20 protein-coding genes and 1 pseudogene are annotated in these 19129 nt (G+C 61.0%); 12 read left to right on the top strand and 9 right to left on the bottom strand.

Features of this window, described 5'->3' with window-relative positions:
* Positions 1-247: 247 nt before the first annotated feature.
* Together V1289_RS16835 and V1289_RS16830 are read left to right on the top strand one after the other, a co-directional pair.
* The gene (locus V1289_RS16835; RefSeq protein ID WP_334397934.1) at positions 248-454 is read left to right on the top strand and encodes a hypothetical protein; all 207 of its coding nucleotides are present in this window, start codon (positions 248-250) and stop codon (positions 452-454) included.
* A gap of 170 nt (positions 455-624) precedes the next feature.
* Positions 625-1284: a hypothetical protein gene (locus V1289_RS16830; protein WP_334397933.1), complete on the top strand. Its 660-nt coding sequence runs from the start codon at positions 625-627 to the stop codon at positions 1282-1284.
* 2 nt (positions 1285-1286) lie between these two features.
* On the opposite strand, the gene V1289_RS16825 is transcribed toward V1289_RS16830, so the two are convergent.
* On the bottom strand, positions 1287-1562 hold the full coding sequence (locus V1289_RS16825) for a hypothetical protein (protein WP_334397932.1): 276 nt from the start codon (positions 1560-1562) through the stop codon (positions 1287-1289).
* Positions 1563-1699: 137 nt separating this feature from the next.
* Between V1289_RS16825 and V1289_RS49755 the strand changes: the two genes are divergently transcribed.
* The 5 genes from V1289_RS49755 to V1289_RS16800 all read left to right on the top strand — a co-directional run bounded on the left by V1289_RS49755 (position 1700) and on the right by V1289_RS16800 (position 3658).
* Positions 1700-1918, top strand: a complete 219-nt coding sequence (locus V1289_RS49755; RefSeq protein ID WP_442896018.1) for a hypothetical protein — start codon at positions 1700-1702, stop codon at positions 1916-1918.
* Between the two features lie 552 nt (positions 1919-2470).
* A complete protein-coding gene (locus tag V1289_RS16815; protein WP_334397931.1) occupies positions 2471-2644 on the top strand; it encodes a hypothetical protein in 174 nt (57 codons plus the stop codon).
* 299 nt (positions 2645-2943) lie between these two features.
* A complete protein-coding gene (locus V1289_RS16810) occupies positions 2944-3249 on the top strand; it encodes a hypothetical protein (protein WP_334397930.1) in 306 nt (101 codons plus the stop codon).
* Entirely contained in the window at positions 3212-3427 is a 216-nt protein-coding gene (locus tag V1289_RS16805; protein ID WP_334397929.1) for a hypothetical protein, read from the top strand. Before V1289_RS16810 ends, V1289_RS16805 begins: the two co-directional genes overlap by 38 nt.
* A gap of 27 nt (positions 3428-3454) precedes the next feature.
* The gene (locus V1289_RS16800) at positions 3455-3658 is read left to right on the top strand and encodes a hypothetical protein (protein WP_334397928.1); all 204 of its coding nucleotides are present in this window, start codon (positions 3455-3457) and stop codon (positions 3656-3658) included.
* A 198-nt stretch (positions 3659-3856) separates the two neighbouring features.
* Here V1289_RS16800 and V1289_RS16795 read toward each other — a convergent pair whose 3' ends face one another.
* The 5 genes and pseudogenes from V1289_RS16795 to V1289_RS16775 form a co-directional block, all read right to left on the bottom strand.
* Positions 3857-4849 carry an alpha/beta fold hydrolase gene (locus V1289_RS16795; protein WP_334397927.1) on the bottom strand — a complete coding sequence of 331 codons (993 nt, stop codon included), beginning with the start codon at positions 4847-4849 and terminating at the stop codon, positions 3857-3859.
* Between the two features lie 340 nt (positions 4850-5189).
* Positions 5190-5762, bottom strand: coding sequence for a hypothetical protein (locus V1289_RS16790; RefSeq protein ID WP_334397926.1), 573 nt, complete (start codon positions 5760-5762; stop codon positions 5190-5192).
* A gap of 761 nt (positions 5763-6523) precedes the next feature.
* Positions 6524-6707: pseudogene (locus V1289_RS16785) on the bottom strand (hypothetical protein); the annotation flags it as partial.
* A gap of 2743 nt (positions 6708-9450) precedes the next feature.
* Positions 9451-9708, bottom strand: a complete 258-nt coding sequence (locus V1289_RS16780; protein WP_334397925.1) for a DUF3551 domain-containing protein — start codon at positions 9706-9708, stop codon at positions 9451-9453.
* Between the two features lie 555 nt (positions 9709-10263).
* On the bottom strand, positions 10264-10470 hold the full coding sequence (locus V1289_RS16775; RefSeq protein WP_334397924.1) for a hypothetical protein: 207 nt from the start codon (positions 10468-10470) through the stop codon (positions 10264-10266).
* 329 nt (positions 10471-10799) lie between these two features.
* On the opposite strand from V1289_RS16775, the gene V1289_RS16770 reads away from it, so the two are divergent.
* From V1289_RS16770 to V1289_RS16750, 5 genes are all read left to right on the top strand, one after another.
* On the top strand, positions 10800-11600 hold the full coding sequence (locus V1289_RS16770; RefSeq protein ID WP_334397923.1) for a crotonase/enoyl-CoA hydratase family protein: 801 nt from the start codon (positions 10800-10802) through the stop codon (positions 11598-11600).
* Between the two features lies 1 nt (position 11601).
* The gene (locus V1289_RS16765; RefSeq protein ID WP_334397922.1) at positions 11602-13473 is read left to right on the top strand and encodes a feruloyl-CoA synthase; all 1872 of its coding nucleotides are present in this window, start codon (positions 11602-11604) and stop codon (positions 13471-13473) included.
* Between the two features lie 31 nt (positions 13474-13504).
* Positions 13505-14266 carry an SDR family NAD(P)-dependent oxidoreductase gene (locus V1289_RS16760; protein ID WP_334397921.1) on the top strand — a complete coding sequence of 254 codons (762 nt, stop codon included), beginning with the start codon at positions 13505-13507 and terminating at the stop codon, positions 14264-14266.
* Between the two features lie 10 nt (positions 14267-14276).
* Positions 14277-14696 carry an acyl-CoA thioesterase gene (locus V1289_RS16755; RefSeq protein WP_334397920.1) on the top strand — a complete coding sequence of 140 codons (420 nt, stop codon included), beginning with the start codon at positions 14277-14279 and terminating at the stop codon, positions 14694-14696.
* Between the two features lie 105 nt (positions 14697-14801).
* On the top strand, positions 14802-15953 hold the full coding sequence (locus V1289_RS16750) for an ABC transporter substrate-binding protein (RefSeq protein ID WP_334397919.1): 1152 nt from the start codon (positions 14802-14804) through the stop codon (positions 15951-15953).
* 155 nt (positions 15954-16108) lie between these two features.
* Here the strand turns inward: V1289_RS16750 and V1289_RS16745 are convergent, their stop codons facing one another.
* From V1289_RS16745 to V1289_RS16735, 3 genes are all read right to left on the bottom strand, one after another.
* Complete coding sequence (locus V1289_RS16745; protein WP_334397918.1) at positions 16109-16483, bottom strand: endonuclease domain-containing protein; 375 nt, start codon at positions 16481-16483, stop codon at positions 16109-16111.
* Positions 16484-16617: 134 nt separating this feature from the next.
* Positions 16618-17361 (bottom strand): ABC transporter ATP-binding protein, encoded by a 744-nt coding sequence (locus V1289_RS16740; protein WP_334397917.1) that lies wholly within the window; start codon positions 17359-17361, stop codon positions 16618-16620.
* On the bottom strand, positions 17358-19127 hold the full coding sequence (locus V1289_RS16735) for a branched-chain amino acid ABC transporter ATP-binding protein/permease (protein ID WP_334407506.1): 1770 nt from the start codon (positions 19125-19127) through the stop codon (positions 17358-17360). The genes V1289_RS16740 and V1289_RS16735 overlap by 4 nt, the downstream gene beginning before the upstream one ends.
* Between the last annotated feature and the right edge of the window lie 2 nt (positions 19128-19129).

Here is a 19129-nt window from a genome sequence, read left to right as displayed (position 1 = left end):
GTTGCAGGCTTCTTCGTTGAACGCGCCGACGATTTCGACGCGACATCCCTTTTTTGATCGGCCGGCAGCCCTGCACATTGCAGACGATCTGGCCCGAGCCTCTTGCGGCAGATCGCTCCGGCTTGTCCGAACGCCTGGCGGCGTACGCCATTGATGCGCGATGACAAGCGGCGAAGGCCGTCGGCTTGACATAGATCAAGCCGTTGGTTGTGGCGATTGCCTTTGCTCTCGACAAATGGAGGTCCCAATGTTGGAAGCCGCGGATGTCATAATGGCTGCCATTCGTTCGGCCTTTGACAGCTACCCGAAAGAAGGCGATCCGGAGTGGAGAAGCCCCAACTGGATCATGCCGGAGGAATGCGCGCATCTGACCAGAGTGATAATGCGGGAACTGGACGCTGGGGGCTTCCAGATCGTGAAGAAACCACCTGACGCCCAGCCGGCGCGATCTTGACGCTCGTGTCAGCCGGTTAATGGCAATCTACCGATGCGCGCCCGCTCTTCGGCACTCGATGCCTCGCATCCAGGCCAGGCCGGCACGATCCAACGCGACGCCTCTCTCATCCACGACAGTGTCTGAAACCGTCCCGTGGGAGTTTCGCGATGATTTCGAGCCAACCGAGTTTGACCGGCGCCTATCTGAGAACCCCAAGGGCCGCAGCCTTCGCGGGTATCATATTTTCGGTGCTGTTGTTCGCCGTGTTCGGGCTCATGCGGCTTTCGGTGCCGTCTGATCCCTTTGAGCCGGGTGCCTGGCTCGCGGAGGATACGACGTATGTGGCGCTCGCCATGAACCTTGTGCCTTTCGCGGGGGTAGCCTTTCTTTGGTTCGTGGGAGTGCTTCGTGACAGACTTGGTGCCCGCGAAGACCGATTTTTCGCGACGGTGTTCCTGGGCAGCGGATTTTTGCTGCTAGCTATGCTGTTCGCTGCCGCTGCGGTCGTTGGCGCGATCATTGTCGCGTTCCATGCGGCGCCCGAAGCGCTTGTGCACTCCGCCACGTTTCATTTCGGTCGAGGGTTGGCCTACGGGATGATCAACATTTACCTGGTCAAAACCGCGGCGGTCTTCATGATCACGACGTCGACCATTGCCATCTACACCCGTCTGACGCCGCGCTGGCTCGCAATCGGGGGATACGTCATTGCGGTCGTACTCCTGATTGGAAGCTCCTATTTCAGTTGGGGCCTGCTCGTGTTTCCGTTGTGGGTCTTGTTGGTCAGCCTGACCATCCTGCGAGACAGGGAAGCTGTACCAATTTCGACGGACGGTCTGCCGCCATAGCGCTACTGCATCGCAGCGAAGGTGAGGCTGCCCGAGGCCTTGGCGCGGCGACGGTTGGAGTTTTTAGGGATGCCGATGCGCTGCGTCGCTTCAACAGGTTGGCAAGCACCGGCCTTTTCAAAGAAGGCGTGATCGAGCCTTTGCTGATGTGCAAGGCGCCCCAACGCAGCAAAATAGAAGTTCTCGGCAGCGGTTACCGAACCGCATTTGTCCGCATCGTTGACGGCAGCGCGGATGGCTGTGAGGGCACCGTCCCGATCGGGTACGCGAGGGATCAATGACAGGGGTTTGATCTAGGTCAATTCGGAACTCGGTGGGAGGCGAAATTTATCGCCGGGTGCCGATTGCGCGGCATCGCATTGAACAATGCACGGCACCCCAAAATAACGGAGGAACGCCATGCTTCGCTACATTCTTGCTGCTGTGGCAGCGCTCGTTCTGGTTAGCGCCAGCCTCGTTCCCGACGACGCCTTTGCTCGTCGCGGCGGTGGCGGTGGTGGGTTTCGAGGCGGAGGATTTCACGGAGGCGGCATGCGCGCTGGCGGCTTCCACGGCGGTGCCGTTCACGCCGGGCGTATTCACGGCGGACACGGCTATCGCGTCGCAGGAGGTGTTCGGCCCACGCATCCGATAGCGGGTCGTCCGGGTCGACCGGGCTACCCTGGTCGTCCGATTGCAGGACGCCCGGGCCGTCCGATTGCGGGTTACCCGGGAGGGTATTATCCGGGTTGGCGCGGTGCAGCTTATGGTGCAGCCGCCGGAGCCGCAGCGGCGGGAGCCTATGGCTATTACAATAACTACAATAATAACTGCTCCTATGACACCTACGGCAATTGGGTGTGCCCGCAACGACAGTATCCGTACTGATGTGCTCATCAGCATGGTGGACCGCGGCGCAGCAGGGCCTCACCGCCGACGTTCCGCGGTCTGTCGATGGACCGGTGCTTTGGTGGGCGCGGAACAGGCAGCGCCGCTGCCCTATTAGCAGCCCGTGAGGACAATGGTGCGCGGCAGAAATCCGTGATCTCATGTCGACTAGTGTGCACTCAAGTACGGGACCGCGCGCGCTTTCGGCGAGTTTGTTTGGCTCCCTCATCGGGGTGCGAGCACACGTCGACATCGAGGCCGAACGATTTGCGACCGCTAGCGGCGCGCTTATCGGTGTGCCTTAAATTGAGGGGTTATCATGGCTGAAACCACGAAACTCTCCGTTGAGAAAGCCCTCAAAAAGCTGCGTGAAAGCGAGGCGAAATCGAAAGATGCGGCGCTCGATGAAAAGACTGATGCGCTGAATGAAGAAATAAAGCGCATGAGAGCGCAGAGACTGCGGCTCGATCAGAATCGACGTAAGCGCAGTTAAACCTGCGCGGGTGGTTCATCCGCCTGCGCAGGCGAAAAGTGCGAAGCATGGTTGCAGTCGACAACTTGACTTGGGCAGGGTCAAGTCAGAAGGCAGTCCCGAAGTTCGGCGAGTTCGGCGGTTTGATCCGCTAAATCTTGATTGACCTAGGTCAAGGCTGGGCGGTCGATAGGGTCCACCTTGGCCGGGAGCAAGAAAAGCGGAAAACGTCCGGCGCGGCTCCGCCCTTATTTCCCCATCGGACTGGTAGATGTCCGCCCCTTTCGATAGTCCGTTTGCCGTCTTCGCGCTCGCCCTCCTTGCGCAAGGCCTTGCGGCCCATATCGGCGATGTCCTTCGCAAGCGTGCGCATGTTTTCAGGCAGGGTGAACGTCACAAATTTTAACACCGTCCAGGCTGCGACCTTCACGCTTCTCGCGCTGATCATCGGCTTTACGTTCTCAATGGCGGTTAGCCGCTACGACCAGCGCAAGACCCTGGAGGAGGCCGAAGCCAATGCCATCGGCACGGAATATCTGCGTGCCGATCTGTTGCCGGGGGGACACCGGTGCGCGCACGCGCGAATTATTGAGGAAATATCTCGATCTGCGCATTGCTTTCTATGAAGAAAGCGACACGCGTATCGCTGCGGAAATTGGACAACAGACGGCAAGTGTACAAGACGCGCTTTGGGTTGTGGTGAGCCCTGCAGCGGCCAGCCACCCCACCCCGACGACGGCGCTTGCGATCTCCGGCATGAACGATGTGCTCAATTCGCAGGGCTACACGAAGGCTGCCTGGTGAAACCGGATACCCGTCGGCGCATGGGCGATGATGGCCCTGATGGCAGTCGCCTGTAACCTCCTGGTCGGCTATGGCGAGCGTCGCAAAGGGGAGCTCTTCCTGTTCATCCTGCCGGTCGTCGTATCCATCGCGTTTTTTCTGATCGCCGATCTTGATAGTCCGCACGGCGGCGTCATCCATGTGCACCCACATAACCTTCTGGCAGCCGCTCAGTCGATGAAGCCGCCCTAGATGCGCGTCCGCGCAAGCATCAATGCCAGCACACTGCGATCGGGTCCAACTGCAACAGGTGATCCTCAACTTGGATCATCAATGCCGTCGAAGCGACGAGCGGCGCCGGCGAGGACAAGCGGGAGTTGCTGATCGGCGCCGGGGGAGATGCGCCCGGAATGCCAGTTTGGGTCCATCAGCGGAAGCGGCCAGGCTCACTCAACCAGCTTCCTTCATCCAACGCACAATTCCCGGCCAATACGCTTCAAGCGTCCGCCTCCCCATGAACAGGCTTAGATGACCGCACGGGGCGACCGCGTGGCGAAGAGATTCCGGCTGCGTTCCCACCAGCCGCTCCACGGCGAGCAATTGTTCCGGGGCGACCACGTTGTCGGCGCTCCCGGCCAGAAGATACATCGGAAGCAGCAGCCGCGAGAGGTCGATCCTTTGCCCCAGGGCGACGAAGCTTCCGCGGGCGAGTTCGTTGCGCTTGTATAGCTTCTCGACAACTTCGAGATAGTATTTTCCGGGAACGTCGATCGTCCAGGAGTTCCAGTCCTTGAAGATGGCTTCGAGCCGCGTGAATTCTGCCGAGCCGATCGGCTGAAGGATCTGGAGAGATTCGCGAATATCGTTTGCGTCAGTCTCGTTGCCCCAAAACGGCGCGATATTGCGGCCGATAACGCGACCATCGCCGAAATTCACCAGGTTCTCAAACATGATCAGGGGAGTCGCCTCGGCGATAGCCGACAAACCGGATTGCTGCGCGGCAATATCAACCGGCGCGCCGGCCATCACAAGCTTGCGTACCTTGGCTGGGAATCGTCCCGCATAGACCAGGGATAACCAGCCCCCCTGGCACAGCCCCACGAGATCAACCAGGCCACCGACATGATCGACAAGGACATTGAGTTCGGCAAGATATTCGTCAATTCCGAGAAATCGCATGTCAGCGCTGGCTGAGCGCCAATCGGCCACGAACAGTCGTTCAATTCCGGCACCACGGAGCGCGGCAACGAGACTGTGTCCGGCTGCAAGGTCGGCAATAGCGGCTCCATGCAGCGCGAGCGGTGGGCACAGCAGGGTGGGAACGCCGCTGTTGACCACAGTAAAGTCACGGAGCCGGACTGTGCGCAGCTCCAGCGCAATCCTGCTTGGCGTGGCTCCTTCCGGCTCTTGCGCAGTGCGGGCGCCATCGGCATCGGCCGACAATCCCAGCAGATGCGCCGCGACGGACGAGGCGGTTTCTGCGGCTGATGCAGCGACGAGCGCAGGCCAGAAGAACGCCGCATAGGGGAATTGACCTCCTGGATATCGATCCATTTGACAAATGTCCGGTGCGTCCCCCCACGCAAAAACCTAGCACTTTTCGCTGGCCGTCGAGCGGGAAATGGCACAACCGGACTCACCCGATGTCCGCTTCGGGGGTCATTCGCGTCACTTCGACCATCCGCCGGTCACTTCCGGTCTACCCCGATCAACGGACATCATCAGACCGGCCCGTTTGATCCGGTTGGTGCCACGAGCGGTGATCGGCCCGCATCCGCGCGCTTCAGCTTCCAAGGACGCGCTTGCTTGCCTCGAAACGAGCGTTGGCTTCTTCGAACATGCGTCGGGTTCGTTCACCGTCGGAGTGATGCTCAAGCAGGGTCAGAGAGTCCCACTCGCTCCGCTCGGCGCCGAAAAAGTCTCCGCCATAGATGTGGATAGCACCGGTCAGCCGATCGATCGGGTTAAGAACCGAGTGGATGATGTCGGTGCCCAACGGTTCGGCGCTTCCCTCGCATAGTGCTTTGGCACTAACCGCCTCGATCTTATTTGGCGTTTCACGAACACGCCGCCAGAAGATGTTGTCCTCCCGACCCGAATAGATGCCGATTACGGCCCACATGCGATGATTGTGGGGCATCACCGTCATCATCGGTGCCCATACGACATTGATGATGGTGAGAGAAGGCGAGTGAAACAGCGTACGGATTTCAGCACGCTTTGGCTCGCCTAATCCCCTGAGGACACCGACAGGATCAGATACCGCACGTGCTAGTACCTCCCGTACCGACTTGTGCGTTGGATCTTCGGCAAAGGCTGCGCGACAGTCGGCCACGAACTGGTCTACCTCAAACATGGTGACCTCCCACGGCGAGAGCGTGGAACGATCCGACCACGAGAGGATATTCCTGCCAGGTGAAGTCAGCAATGGGGTCAAAAGCTGAAATCTCAATGGGAGCATATGTTTCCGCTCTGCCCCCAACAACGGATATAGAGCGACCACGGCGGCATGTCTCAAACGTACCAAAATCGGACTTATGTGTTGACGGCGACCTCGGTCTGACGACGCGCTCCGAGGCGGCTTTGGAGCCGCCTCGTTTCATCTCTCGTATGCTCACTGGAAGGTGTACATCTGTCCGTCGTCAAGCTTGGTCATGGTACCGGGCTTGCCCGATGGGCGTTGCGCGCCTGGTAGTCATCCCACCCGCTGTAGCCGTACCAGGGGCCGCCCGCATAGTAGGCCCTCACTGCGTAGTGAGGGGTGCTACTATTTGAACGACGAGACCAGACGCTAATTCGTCTTGATGGTCCCGTTCGCGTTGAAGTTGCCCTTCGGATCATACCCTGAGTCGTGTAGATTTTTGATATACTGGGCGCGGTCGCTGCTACTCACACCGCCCCACGCTGCGGACGGGTAACCGCCGTAGTAGGCCGCCCTGGCGCCCCGAACACTCCCACCGTAGTAAGGACCACCTGCGTAGTAACCTGTGCCTGTTTGGTAGGGGTTGCCTCCCCATCCCCAGTTAGGTGAGGTGGCCGCGACCGCGCCAGCCGTGCCGATCGCGGCAGCCGTGCCGACCGCTGCGGCGCCTGCGCCGACGACACCGGCGCCGTAAACAGCCCGCCGCGTCTGCCGGCGCGCAACACCCGCAACGCTCACGGGGGTTAGCGGGCGACCCACCCGCGCCTGGGCGCTCTCGATTGACAGCGAGATGCCACCTTGCTCAGACCAACCGAAGGACAACAATGCCGCACACGTGAAGGCAGAAGCTGCAAGGGCAGTCTTTCGTGCATGTTTCATGGGTTTTCTCCGTTGTGGGAACACCATCAATGCTTGACCCAGATCAAGGCTCCGACTTTTTAGCGGAAATGTTGATAACGTTCATGTTACTGCGGTGCTCGGCATAGGGGGTAGCGCTCCCGCGCCCCCACTTCTGCAACGGGTCAAACTCAGAAGTCCGGGCTCGCAAGCGCCAAGTCAGCTTTGCCCCCAGGAACCGACATGGTCGACCGAACCTGTCAGGTCCGTTAAGTGCCAGAAGCCGACATCAGGAAGGGGCAGGCATACGGTGCCGCAGCGGGACGGCAAACGCGGTCAGCAGCAAGCCTGCCAGCGAAAACCAGATAATCGCATATCGCATGTGCTGGCTACGAGAATGTGAACGATGCCGGACGTCTTCGTCACGATCCTGCAATGCACTGGATCGTCGGTGGCCAGCCGCCCCAGGGCCGCGCGGCTTCGCCAAGCCAGATGGGCCGCCAGTCTTCATAAAATGAGACGTTGCGGATCAGGTGCCTTTGATGTCCGATATACCCTCAACAGCGGCGCGAAGTCGAACGTCGCCGTATGTCCGAGTTGGGTCTAGGCTGTGTGTGGCAAGGAGGCCAAGGCATGAGGATAATGACCGTAGCGTTCGCTCTCGGAACGGCCCTGGTGCTGTGTAACCTGGGGACATTTAGTGTTGCAGCGCATGCGCAGAACGCCAAAGTCGTTCGTGAACCACGGGAAAGGCCTGTCATCAGGGTGCCCGTGGTAAGGACAGCTCCTTACTGGGATTACTATATTGTTCCACGATATCGTTATCGCCCTGAGGACGACCGGGTCGATCCGTGCGGCGGGCCCGTAGTGCCGGTAATAAGCTATGGGCCTCAAGAGGAAACGGTTCCGTTGTGGCTGGCGAACGCTTTGGGTCTTGGCCGTGTGCATGGTCGAGATTGGCCGTGTAAGGGTCAAAGCCGGTAATGCACCGATTGAGCAGAGAATTTCAGCTTATCCCCACAAGCCGACATCTGCGCCTTTGTGAGTACATCCCTAGAAACCAAAAGGGCCGCCTGGCGGCCCTCCCAGGGCTCCGGACGGCCAAAATGCAAACGGGAGCGGGTGGCTGAGGACCGCTTTGGCTCAAACTCAGAAGTCCGGGCTCGCAAGCGCCAAGTCAGCTTTGCCCCCAAGAACCGACATGGTCGACCGAACCTGTCAGGTCCGTTAAGTGCCAGAAGCAGAAGTTTGCCGCTCCCCCAGTTCCTCGCAATTCAATGGCCATAACTCCTTTCCCTTGGGTGCTCACAAGTTAATTGACGCTCGAAGCGACACCTGCCGTTGTTCATGTCCTCAGAATCCATCTGGCCGCGGAGTTTTTCCAACGAAATGATTAGATCGTTCTGCAGAAGAGATTGAACAACGACAACTGCGCGTGCCTGCGGGACTTGCCGGCGTTTCCTGTGTCTAGTTCTCAACGGGCAACGCCGCTGAGCCGCCAAACTTGGACGGATCGTCGTAGCTAGGGGTGTCGTCGTAGTGGGCCGCAGGCCCAGCCCCTGCATACGCCCAGCGCGGAACAGAGTAACCCAGGAAACCTTCGCTAGAGCGGCCGATAACATGATGTCGCGGGTGATGCACCGTCGCGGCACTTGCAGAAGCACACAGGGTCATCAACAGGCCTAAGGCCAAAAGGGAACGCATCGTATTTGCTCCATTCAACATCGTGGATCTCCGTTTGGGCGAGCCGCGAAGCAGCGCTCCGACGAATTTTCGCCTTGTTCATGTCCTCAGAAATCGAGTTGGCCGCGGATTTTTTCCAACGAAATGATCGGATCGTTCTGATAGGCAGAAGAGATTGAACAACGACATTGGAGTCACCTCTGGGTATTATCGTCGCTGTTCGTCGATCATCTTTTTTCACCGTCGCACTTCATGAGCCTGTGCGCTTTTCCAACGCATGCAGCCTAAGATGATCGCGATCAGCGGCTCAATTGAACGCGGGTAATCGTCCGGCATCTAAAGGTGTCACGGAACGATACGAAGGTTTATGGCGCTCGCCCTTTACGCCGACCACTTCCGCAATCGGTCAAAGTCAGAACAACTCAGCATGAGCACATGTCTTCCCGGTTACCCCTGAAAGCGGACATCGCTCGATGCAGTTGGCATTTCGCAAACGTGCCATGGCGGAAGTAGGCCCTACTCGATCACCTCCTCAGCACGGGCGAGAAGCGCGGGCGGCCTTCGCGATCAATTACCTCGGAAACCCTGACCAAGACGGTCGACCAGCTGCACCAGCACTACAAGTGTAGCGGGTGCAATCCTGGTAAATGCCCCGACACTCGGGAAATGGTATTTGCTTCAAGGACCGGCAGTCGTGATATCGCGCACGACAGGTACTTATGCATTGCTGATTAGCGGTCTGAGCCGCCGCAAAGATGAGAGAGTCGAGATCGGCGTCGCGCGCATTGAGTGTTCCCGTACTAAATGACAGCAGCAGTGCAAAAAGCACGGAGAGGTCGAAAAACACGGCGAGCGTGGAGTGACGTCGCAGTTCGTCATTGAAGTACAGCCTTTATTCATTCGCAACAGCTTCCAAACAGTTTTTTGCCTGCGTGCCTTCGTATCAATCGAAATCCCTTTTGTTCAAACCGAAGTGGGTCTGGAACAGGATTCCCCGATGTCATCCGCGACAGGATCGTTCAGCTGGCGCTGGATGAGCCAGACCTGTCGCATTACGGACTCAAGTCGGACATCGGGCCATGTCCGAAAAGTGCCAGAACGATCACCGCTCTTGGTAAGGTCGTCGGCCGCGCGGTTGCCATCTGTATGCAAATCGAGGATTTATGCCACAATACGAAAATGTCCCGTAGGCCGTAGCCTGGCACTGCTGGTAGCTTGTGAACTGACACAACCCCGGGAGGCCGTACTGTTTACCTTGTAGGCAGTAGGGATAATCGTAGGGGTCATTTGGTTGAGCGGATGCCGGTAATGCTGTGAACACCATGGCTACAAACGCTGCAACTCCAATGATCTTGCGCATTTCAATTTCTCCCCTTGATGCCAAATCCGCCAAGAATCGAAGCCTCTCGTCGGTTCGCCGTTTTCCTCTCTAACGCGAAGCGTTCCCAGTTCGGCCGATAGTTTGATAATTGAGATAGCCCCTTGAACGAGTAGGCCGCTGTGGATTGCAGACTACTCCTTCTTAAGCGGACCGCTATGCAGAATCGGCCAATCGACTGATACTTGCGCAGACTAGGAGGCAAAATAGAAGCATCGCTGTCACATAGAACTCGTCGCAAGAGGCCCTGAAGAGTGGTGATTGCTGCAGGCGGAAGCGCGCGCTGCGGACTGACTTCCGCGATGGTCAATCGCGTCGGTTTGGGCGCCCGGCAACGACTTCCGCTCTAGCCCTTAAGAACAGACATCGTCACCATCCCTCGGCATGTCTCAAAGGTGCCGCCATGAGCAGACATTTCGGCCATGCGACAGCGACTGTCGCGATCCGTGTCGGGTGCTGGCCATCAATTGTCGCTGGGAACGTGTTAGGGTGTTCTTCTTTAGTTTCTTTGGTCCCGGTCAGTTTTCGGGCGGGTGATCACCTCACCTTTGGGGGTCCATCCACTTCGATCGTCACTTTCTCGATCGTGCCTGTGAAGGTGAACGGCAGCTCATAACTGTGACTGACCGGCGTCCCGGTATTACGGCCGATCAGCAGGCCGTAACCAGTGATCGAGCTGTATTGGCCAGCCATCTTGATGTCCTTGATCTCACCCACCTTCTCGGCGTCGATAAAGAGGCTCACATCGCCCGTGAAGAAGTCGGGTTTGACTGACTGCGTCTCTGGAATACTGGATCGCGGTCACCTGGTACGAAGACGCGCTTCGCGCTTTTGCCGGGCGGCGACGAGCGGAGAGTGAAATTGAATCGCGATCCCACCACGTCATTGCGAGGAGCAGTTGCGACGAAGCAATCCATCTATCCGTTATGCCGCGACGTGGATTGCTTCGCGGAAGCCTGTCATCGGGCGCGCGTTCGCGCAACCCGTTGGCTCGCAATGACGAAATCGGCCATATTGACTCCGCCGCCAATAGTTATAAAATATAACTATTCTAGGAAGGAAGTAATAAATCCATGGGAAACGCCGTCCCCGCCGCCGCGGGTCAATCCGAATTGCTGGAGATCAAACAGACGGGCGCGGTGCTGGCCGTGGGGCTCAACCGCCCGGCGAAGCGCAATGCGCTGAACGACGGCATCATCCTTGCGATCCAGGATTGCTTCTCCAGCCTGCCCGACGACATCGGCGCCGTGGTGATCCATGGCATCGGCGATCACTTCTCGTCGGGCCTCGATTTGTCCGAACTTACCGAGCACGACGCCACCGAGGGCCTGCGGCATTCGCAGATGTGGCATCGGGTGTTCGATCGCATTCAATATAGCCGTGTGCCTGTCATCGCCGCGCTCAGAGGCGCGGTGATCGGCGGCGGGCTGGAACTCGCCTGCGCCGCGCATATCCGGGTCGCTGAGCCCAGCGCCTATTTCGCGCTGCCCGAGGGCCAGCGCGGCATTTTCGTCGGCGGCGGCGGCTCGGTGCGGCTGCCGCGGCTGATCGGCGTGGCGCGGATGACCGACATGATGCTGACGGGCCGGGTCTATTCCGCGACCGAGGGCGCGGCCTACGGTTTCTCGCAATACCTCACCGAAGCCGGCGGCGCGCTGCCGAAGGCGATGGAGCTGGCCGAACGCGTCGCCGCCAATGCGCCGTTGACCAATTTCGCCGTGCTGCAGGCGCTGCCGATGATCGCGGAGGCCAATCCGCAGGCCGGCCTGTTGATGGAATCGCTGATGGCGACGGTGGCGCAGAGCGACAAAGAGGCAAAGCGCCGGATTCGCGCCTTTCTCGACCGCAAGACCGCAAAGGTGAAACCAGGCTGACATGAGCGCCAAGCCCAACATGTCCGCACCGGCCGAAGGCCATCCGCTGCGCGCGATATCTTTTGGCAATCCCGCGGTGTCCGTCGAGCGCCGCGATGACGGCACCATCTACCTGCGGCCGAAGGCGCGGCTAGGCGATTATCCGGTGCGCATCACCGATCGCCTGCATCATTGGGCCGGGATCGAACCCAATCGCGTGTTCATGGCCGAGCGCGACGCCACGCGCGGCTGGCGGCAGATCACCTACGCGCAATTGCTGACTTCGGCCCGGCGCATTGCATCGGCGCTGCTGGCGCGCGGGCTTTCGGCGGACAAGCCGATCGTCATTCTCTCCGGCAATTCGGTCGACCACGCGCTGCTCACGTTCGGCGCGCTCTATGCCGGCATTCCGTTCTGCCCGGTATCGCCGGCCTATTCGCTGGTGTCGCGGGATTACGGCAAGCTCAGCTATTTGATGAAGCTGCTGACGCCGGGCCTCGTCTTCGCCGACGACGCCGGCAAGTTCGCCGATGCGCTTGCCGTCAACGTTTCGCTTGGGACGGAGATCGCGGCTTCGCGCGGCGCGGTGCCCGGCCGCGAGGTGACCAAGCTTTCGGATTTGCTGGCGACACCGGAGCACCCGCGGCTCGACGCGGCGCACGACGCCGTCGGCCCCGATACGATCGCAAAATTCCTGCTGACGTCCGGCTCGACCGGAAACCCGAAGGCCGTGATCAACACCCAGCGCATGATCTGCGCCAACCAGGTGATGCTGCGCGAGACGCTGGCGTTCCTGAAGGACGAGCCGCCGGTCATCGTCGACTGGCTGCCGTGGAATCACACCTTTGGCGGCAATCACAATATCGGGCTGACGCTGTTCAACGGCGGCTCGATGTATCTCGACGACGGCAAGCCGATGCCCGGCGGCATCGAGGAGACCGTGAAAAATCTGCGCGAGATCTCGCCGACGGTCTATTTCAACGTGCCCAAGGGCTATGAATCGCTGCTGCCCTATTTACGTGACGACAAGGCGTTGCGCGCAAAGTTCTTCGGACGGCTGCACGCGATGTTCTTCTCGGGTGCGGCGCTGTCGCCGTTCATCTGGAACAGCCTTGATGAACTCGCGGTGCAGGAAACCGGATTTCGCGTGCCCATGCTGACCGGCCTCGGCGCCACCGAAACCTCGCCGTTCTTCATGTCGGTTACGCCAGCGACCAGCCGCTCCGGCCATGTCGGCCTTCCCGTGCTGGGCAATGACGCTAAACTGCTGCTGAACAACGGCAAGCTGGAAGTTCGCGCCAGGGGGCCGAACGTCACGCCGGGGTACTGGCGCCAGCCGGAATTGACGGCAAAAGCCTTCGACGAAGAGGGCTTTTACAAATTCGGCGACGCGCTCAAGCCCGCCGATCCCAACGATTTCGACAAGGGGTTTGATTTCGACGGCCGCATTGCCGAGGATTTCAAGCTCGCCAGCGGCACCTGGGTCAGCGTCGGTCCGCTGCGTGCGCGCTTCGTCGGCACCTGCGCGCCGCTGGTGCGCGACGTCGTCATTGCCGGCATCAACCGCGACGAGATATCGGCGCTCGTCGTGCTCGATCTCGACGGCTGCCGCCTGATCAATCCGGCGCTTCCGCCCGACGACCTCGCCGCCGCGGCGTCCAATCCCTTGATACGCGCGGCGTTTCGCGACCGGTTTCAAAAGCTGCTGGCCAATGCCACGGGGTCGTCGACGCGCATTACCCGCGCGGTCCTGCTCGACACACCGCTGTCGATCGATCGCGGCGAAGTCACCGACAAGGGCTCGATCAACCAGCGCGCGGTGATCGAACATCGCAGCGGCCTGATCGATCTGCTCTATTCGCCGACGCCGCCGGCGCACGTGATAAGTCTTTAGCCAACGAACATTAATTCGCCAGGAGAGAACCATGCAGTTGAAGGATCAGGCCGCCATCGTCACCGGCGGCGCATCGGGACTGGGTGCTGCGACCGCGCGCCGGCTGGCAGCAGGGGGCGCCAGGGTCGCGGTCTGCGACCTCAATGCAAAACTCGCCGAAAGCGTCGCTGCCGAGATCAAGGGTGTCGCCGTGGTCTGCGACGTCTCCGACGCCGCCTCGGCGGAAGCCGCCATCGCCGCCGCCTTCAAGGCGCACGGCCCGGCGCGCGTGCTGGTGAATTGCGCCGGCATCGGTGTCGCCAAGCGGGTGATCGGCAAAGAGGGCCCGATGGCGCTCGCCGATTTCGACCGGGTGATCAGGGTCAATCTGATCGGCTCCTTCAACATGCTGCGGCTGGCGACCGCCGACATGTCGAAGCTGGAGCCGCTTGCGACCGGCGAGCGCGGCGTGGTGATTTCGACCGCTTCGGTCGCGGCCTATGACGGCCAGATCGGCCAGTCCGCCTATTCGGCCTCGAAAGGCGGCATCGTCGCGATGACCTTGCCGATCGCGCGCGAACTGGCGCAGTTCGGCATCCGCGTGCTGACGATTGCACCCGGCCTGTTCCTGACGCCGCTATTGGCCAATTTGCCGCAGGAGGCGCAGGACAGTCTCGCAGCCTCGATCCCGTTCCCGCGGCGGCTGGGACAAGCCGATGAATTCGCCTCGCTGGCGCTGCACATGATCGACAACCCCTACCTGAACGGCGAAGTGGTACGGCTCGATGCCGCGCTCCGCATGGCGCCGCGCTAGGGGATGAACCATGTTCGTCCATCGGCGCGACGTGCAGATCCAGTGGGGCGATTGCGACCCCGCCAACATCGTCTACTACCCGCGCTATTTCGCGATGTTCGACGATTCGACCTCGATCATGTTCGAGGCGGCCGGCTACTCCAAGCAGGACCTCATCCACAAATATGGCCTGGTCGGCATTCCCATGGTGGATACGCGGGCGAAATTCCATATCCCTTCAACCCATGGTGACTGGATCGGAATCGAAAGCCGGATCGAGAGTTTCAAGCGTTCAAGCTTCGAGGTGACGCACAAGGTGTTCAAGGGCGAGGCACTGGCGATCGAGGCGTTCGAGACCCGCGTGCTGGTCGGGCGTCATCCGGACGACCCGGCGCGGCTGAAATCGGCTCCGATGCCGCAGGAGATCATCGAGCGGTTCATGAAGGGCTGACGTTATGATGGGCTGACTTGAGCCCGCGCATGACCTAAAGAAGGGGCTGAATTGGTCGTCGAAATTGGTCTAAACCTTTAAAAAGATACCCAAAGGGAGGAATGAATGAAGAAGGCTCTTCTGTCCGCTGCCGCACTCGTGGCGGCGCTGGCGCTGCCGGGCTCGCCTGTGATGGCGCAGACCAATGAAATCACCATCGGCATCTCGATCTCCACGACCGGACCGGCTGCGGCGCTCGGCATTCCCGAACGCAACGCGCTCGACTTCGTGCCGAAGGAAATCGGCGGCGTGCCGCTCAAGCTGATCGTGCTGGATGACGGCGGCGATCCGACCGCGGCCACCACCAATGCGCGCCGCTTCGTGACCGAATCCAAGGCGGACATCATCATGGGTTCCTGCACCACGCCGCCCTCGATCGCGGTGTCCACGGTGGCGAACGAGGCCGGCATTCCGCATTTCGGCCTGGCGCCGTTCCCGATCAACGAGGCGCGCGCCAAATGGTCGGTCGACCTGCCGCAGTCGATCCCGATCATGGGCAAGGTGCTGTACGAGCACATGAAGGCGCACGCCATCAAGACCGTCGGCTATATAGGCTACTCCGATTCCTACGGCGACCTCTGGGTCAACGACTTCAAGGCCCAGGCCGTGCCGATGGGCATGACGATGGTCGACGAAGAGCGCTTTGCCCGTCCGGATACCTCGGTCGCGGGTCAGGTGCTGAAGCTGGTCGCCGCCAATCCCGACGCGGTCCTGATCGGCGCCTCCGGCACCGCCGCAGCCCTGCCGCAGACCGCGCTGCGCGAGCGCGGCTACAAGGGCCTGATCTACCAGACCCACGGCGCCGCCAGCATGGACTTCATCCGCATCGCCGGCGCATCGGCGGAAGGCGTGATCATGTCGGCCGGCCCGGTGATGTCACCGGAAACGCAGGCCGACACCGCGCTGACCAAGAAGCCGGGGCTGACGCTCAACGCCGCGTATGAGGCCAAATACGGCCCCAACAGCCGCAGCCAGTTCGCCGGCCATTCCTACGACGCGTTCGAAGTGCTCAAGCGCATCATCCCGGTGGCGCTGAAGACCGCCAAGCCCGGCACGCCGGAATTCCACGAAGCGATCCGCCAGGCGCTGATCTCCGAAAAGGAAATCGTCGCAACGCAAGGCGTCTACAACTGGACCGAAAAAGACCGCTACGGCCTCGATGACCGCTCGCGGATCATCCTCACCGTGAAGGACGGGAAGTACGTTCCTGCGATGTGAGCGGTTGACTGACAGTTGAAAGCGATTTGAGCCGGCGCTCTATAAAAGAGCGCCGGCTCTTTTCTTACCCTCCCCTGGAGGGGGAGGGTCGGCTCGCATCGCATATAGCGATGCGAGCCGGGGTGGGGTGACAGTCTATCGTCGTCGGAGGTGTTTCAGCGGCGTACCTCCGCGTCGCGCGAACCATAAAGCTCGACGTAAACCCGTTCGAGCACGGCCATCAGATCGCCGGTGATCTCCGAATTCCAGAAGCGAATGACACGATATCCTTCCTTTTCAAGCCAAAGCTGTCTCTCCTGATCATGCTTTGCCGTCTCATCGTCGTTATGGTGCCCGCCATCAATTTCGATAATGAGCCGCTTGGCAGGACAGAAGAAATCGACGATGTAGGGGCCGATCGGCGCTTGCCGCCGGAAGTGCGTGCCGTCTACGGGGAGTTCCTTGAGAGCGCGCCACAATATGCGCTCATGCGGGGTCGTGTTCGCACGTAGTCTCTTGGCTACTGCACGGCGGATCGCTGTTGAGACCATAGGCATCTCGCTCGCGGATAGATCACCCCACCCGTTCCCATCGGACGATGCTGCGCATCGCCGAGTGCAAGCGACCCTCCCCCTCCAGGGGAGGGTGAAGTGAAGCGCAATCCTAACGCGAGTGCAAGCCGCGCCTAAATCGCGCTCTCGCCCTCATGCGTGAAGCCGAGATAGCTCGCCGCGACGCGTGCGTTGCTGGCGATTTCATTCGCCGGCCCGTTCAAAATGAATTCGCCGAGCTCCATCACATAGGCGCGGTCGGCAATTTGCAGTGCGGCTTGCGCGTTCTGTTCGACCAGCAGCACCGAGACGCCGGCGGCGCGCAACTCGCCGATGATGCGGAAGATGTCGGCGACGATGATCGGCGCGAGGCCGAGACTGGGCTCGTCCAGCATCAGCAGCTTTGGCGCGCCCATCAGCGCGCGGCCCATCGCCAGCATTTGCTGTTCGCCGCCGGAGAGCGTGCCGGCCAGTTGCTTGCGCCGCTCCTTCAGGCGCGGAAACAGCATGTAGACGCGCTCGAAGGATCTTGCCGCGACAGCCTTCGCAATCCGGAAGGCGCCGAGCTGCAGATTGTCCTCGACATTCATGGTGGCGAACAGTTCGCGATGTTCCGGCACCAGGCAGAGGCCCGCCGCGACGCGATCCTCGATATCGAGCGGGGCCATATCCGCACCCGCGAAGACGGCGCTGCCCTTGAGCGGCAGGATGCCCATGATCGCGTTCAACAGCGTGGTCTTGCCGGCGCCGTTGGCGCCGATGATGGTGACGATCTCGTTGTCGGCGACGTCCAGCGACACCGCGCGCACGGCTTCGACCTTGCCGTAGGCGACATGGACGTCGCTGACTTGCAACAGGGCGCGCGTACCGTGATTCATGCCGCAGCTCCGAGATAGGCCTTGATCACGTCGGGATTGGTCTTGATCGCCGACGGCGTGCCTTCGGCGATCTTGGTGCCGAAGTCGAGCACCACGATGCGATCGGCGAGATCCATCACGAAGCCCATGTCATGCTCGACCAGCAGCACCGACATGCCGCCGTCGCGCAACTGCCGCAGCAGCGCGGCGAGCCGCTGCTTTTCCATGTGGCGCAGGCCCGCGGCGGGCTCGTCCAGCAGCAGCAGCATCGGGTCGACGCACAGCGCGCGGGCGATCTCGACGATGCGCTGCTGGCCGAGTGAGAGAGAGCCCGCCAATTGATCGATCTGGTCGCCGAGGCCGACGCGCTCGATCTGGCGCGCGGCTTCCGCCAGCAATTTCGCCTCGTCGGCGCGGTCGAGCCGGAACATGCTGGAGATCGCGCCGGAATGGCCGCGCAGATGCGCGCCGATCGCGACGTTCTCCAGCACGGTCATGTCGGGCACCAGCTTGACGTGCTGGAAGGTGCGGGCAATCCCCAGCTTCACGATCTGCTGCGGCGGCGCGTTGTTGACCTTGTGGCCGAGTGCGGAGATCGTGCCGCTTGTGGATGTCAGAACGCCCGTGATCAGATTGAAGGTCGTGCTCTTGCCGGCGCCGTTCGGACCGATCAGGGCGACGATCTCGCGGGCGTGCACGTCGAAAGACACATCGTTGACGGCGATCACGCCGCCGAACTGTTTTCGCGCCTTTTCGATCTTCAGCAGCACGGAAGGCGTCGGCGGCGCCCGCACACGCGCGGGCAAGGTCAGCGACGTGTCAGGCTGCTTGCGGTCCGGCTTGAACGGCAATCGCGCCATCAGCCAGGGCCAGACCCCGGTCGGCGCCAGTTGCAGCAGGCTGACCAGCAGGATGCCGAACACGATGGTCTCGAGCTGGCTCTGGCCGCCGAAAATATACGGCAGATAGCTCTGCAGGATCTCCTTCAGGATCACCACGATGCCGGCGCCGAGCACGCCACCCCAGACATAGCCGGCGCCACCGACGACGGCGATGAAGAGATATTCGATGCCGGACTGGGCGCCGAACGGGGTCGGATTGGCGGCGCGCTGGAAATGCGCATAGAGCCAGCCGGAAAGTCCCGCCAGCACCGCCGCATAGATGAACACCAGAAGTTTTGCGCGCGGTGTCTGCACGCCGAACGCTTCGGCGGCGATATGCCCGCGCCGCAGCGCGCGGATGGCGCGGCCGGTGCGGGAGTCCAAAAGATTCATGGTGAGAACCGCGGCGATCAGCACCGCGATCCAGATCGCGAAATAGATCGTGCCGGGGTCGATCATTTTGAGCGAGCCGATCGAGAGCGGCGGAATTCCGGAGATGCCGTCGTTACGGCCCAAGAACTCCAGCTTGCTGAACAAATAGAACAGCCCGATGCCCCAGGCGATGGTCCCGAGCGGCAGATAGTGGCCGGACAGCCGCACCGTGACGAGGCCGAGCAGCACCGCGGCGATGCCGCTGACGATGAGCGAGAGCGGCAGCGTCAGCCACGGCGACAGCCCATAGGTCGTGGTCAGCACCGCCGTGGTGTAGGCGCCAAAGCCGCAAAAGGCCGCCTGGCCGAACGAGGTGAGGCCGCCGACCCCGGTCAGCAGCACGAGGCCCATCGCCACCAGCGCGGCGAGGCCGATATTGTCCAGGAGCACGATCCAGAACGGCGGCACGCCCGGGATGAACGGGATCGCCGCCATGACGAGTGCAAAGACGATGAGGGGAAGCCGCTGCGCCATCG

The sequence above is a fragment of the Bradyrhizobium sp. AZCC 2289 genome (assembly GCF_036924615.1).
Lineage (GTDB): Bacteria > Pseudomonadota > Alphaproteobacteria > Rhizobiales > Xanthobacteraceae > Bradyrhizobium.
Note: the sequence above shows the minus strand (reverse complement) of the source record. Positions and strands in the feature narration are given on the sequence as shown.

What these genes read in the sequence shown, in the direction of transcription:
- V1289_RS16835 (WP_334397934.1), top strand. Translation starts at nt 248, where the DNA reads ATGTTGGAAGCCGCGGATGTCATAATGGCTGCCATTCGTTCGGCCTTT.
- V1289_RS16815 (WP_334397931.1), top strand. Translation starts at nt 2,471, where the DNA reads ATGGCTGAAACCACGAAACTCTCCGTTGAGAAAGCCCTCAAAAAGCTG.
- V1289_RS16800 (WP_334397928.1), top strand. Translation starts at nt 3,455, where the DNA reads ATGATGGCCCTGATGGCAGTCGCCTGTAACCTCCTGGTCGGCTATGGC.
- V1289_RS16790 (WP_334397926.1), bottom strand. Translation starts at nt 5,762, where the DNA reads ATGTTTGAGGTAGACCAGTTCGTGGCCGACTGTCGCGCAGCCTTTGCC.
- V1289_RS16780 (WP_334397925.1), bottom strand. Translation starts at nt 9,708, where the DNA reads ATGCGCAAGATCATTGGAGTTGCAGCGTTTGTAGCCATGGTGTTCACA.
- V1289_RS16770 (WP_334397923.1), top strand. Translation starts at nt 10,800, where the DNA reads ATGGGAAACGCCGTCCCCGCCGCCGCGGGTCAATCCGAATTGCTGGAG.
- V1289_RS16765 (WP_334397922.1), top strand. Translation starts at nt 11,602, where the DNA reads ATGAGCGCCAAGCCCAACATGTCCGCACCGGCCGAAGGCCATCCGCTG.
- V1289_RS16760 (WP_334397921.1), top strand. Translation starts at nt 13,505, where the DNA reads ATGCAGTTGAAGGATCAGGCCGCCATCGTCACCGGCGGCGCATCGGGA.
- V1289_RS16755 (WP_334397920.1), top strand. Translation starts at nt 14,277, where the DNA reads ATGTTCGTCCATCGGCGCGACGTGCAGATCCAGTGGGGCGATTGCGAC.
- V1289_RS16750 (WP_334397919.1), top strand. Translation starts at nt 14,802, where the DNA reads ATGAAGAAGGCTCTTCTGTCCGCTGCCGCACTCGTGGCGGCGCTGGCG.
- V1289_RS16745 (WP_334397918.1), bottom strand. Translation starts at nt 16,483, where the DNA reads ATGGTCTCAACAGCGATCCGCCGTGCAGTAGCCAAGAGACTACGTGCG.
- V1289_RS16740 (WP_334397917.1), bottom strand. Translation starts at nt 17,361, where the DNA reads ATGAATCACGGTACGCGCGCCCTGTTGCAAGTCAGCGACGTCCATGTC.
- V1289_RS16735 (WP_334407506.1), bottom strand. Translation starts at nt 19,127, where the DNA reads ATGGCGCAGCGGCTTCCCCTCATCGTCTTTGCACTCGTCATGGCGGCG.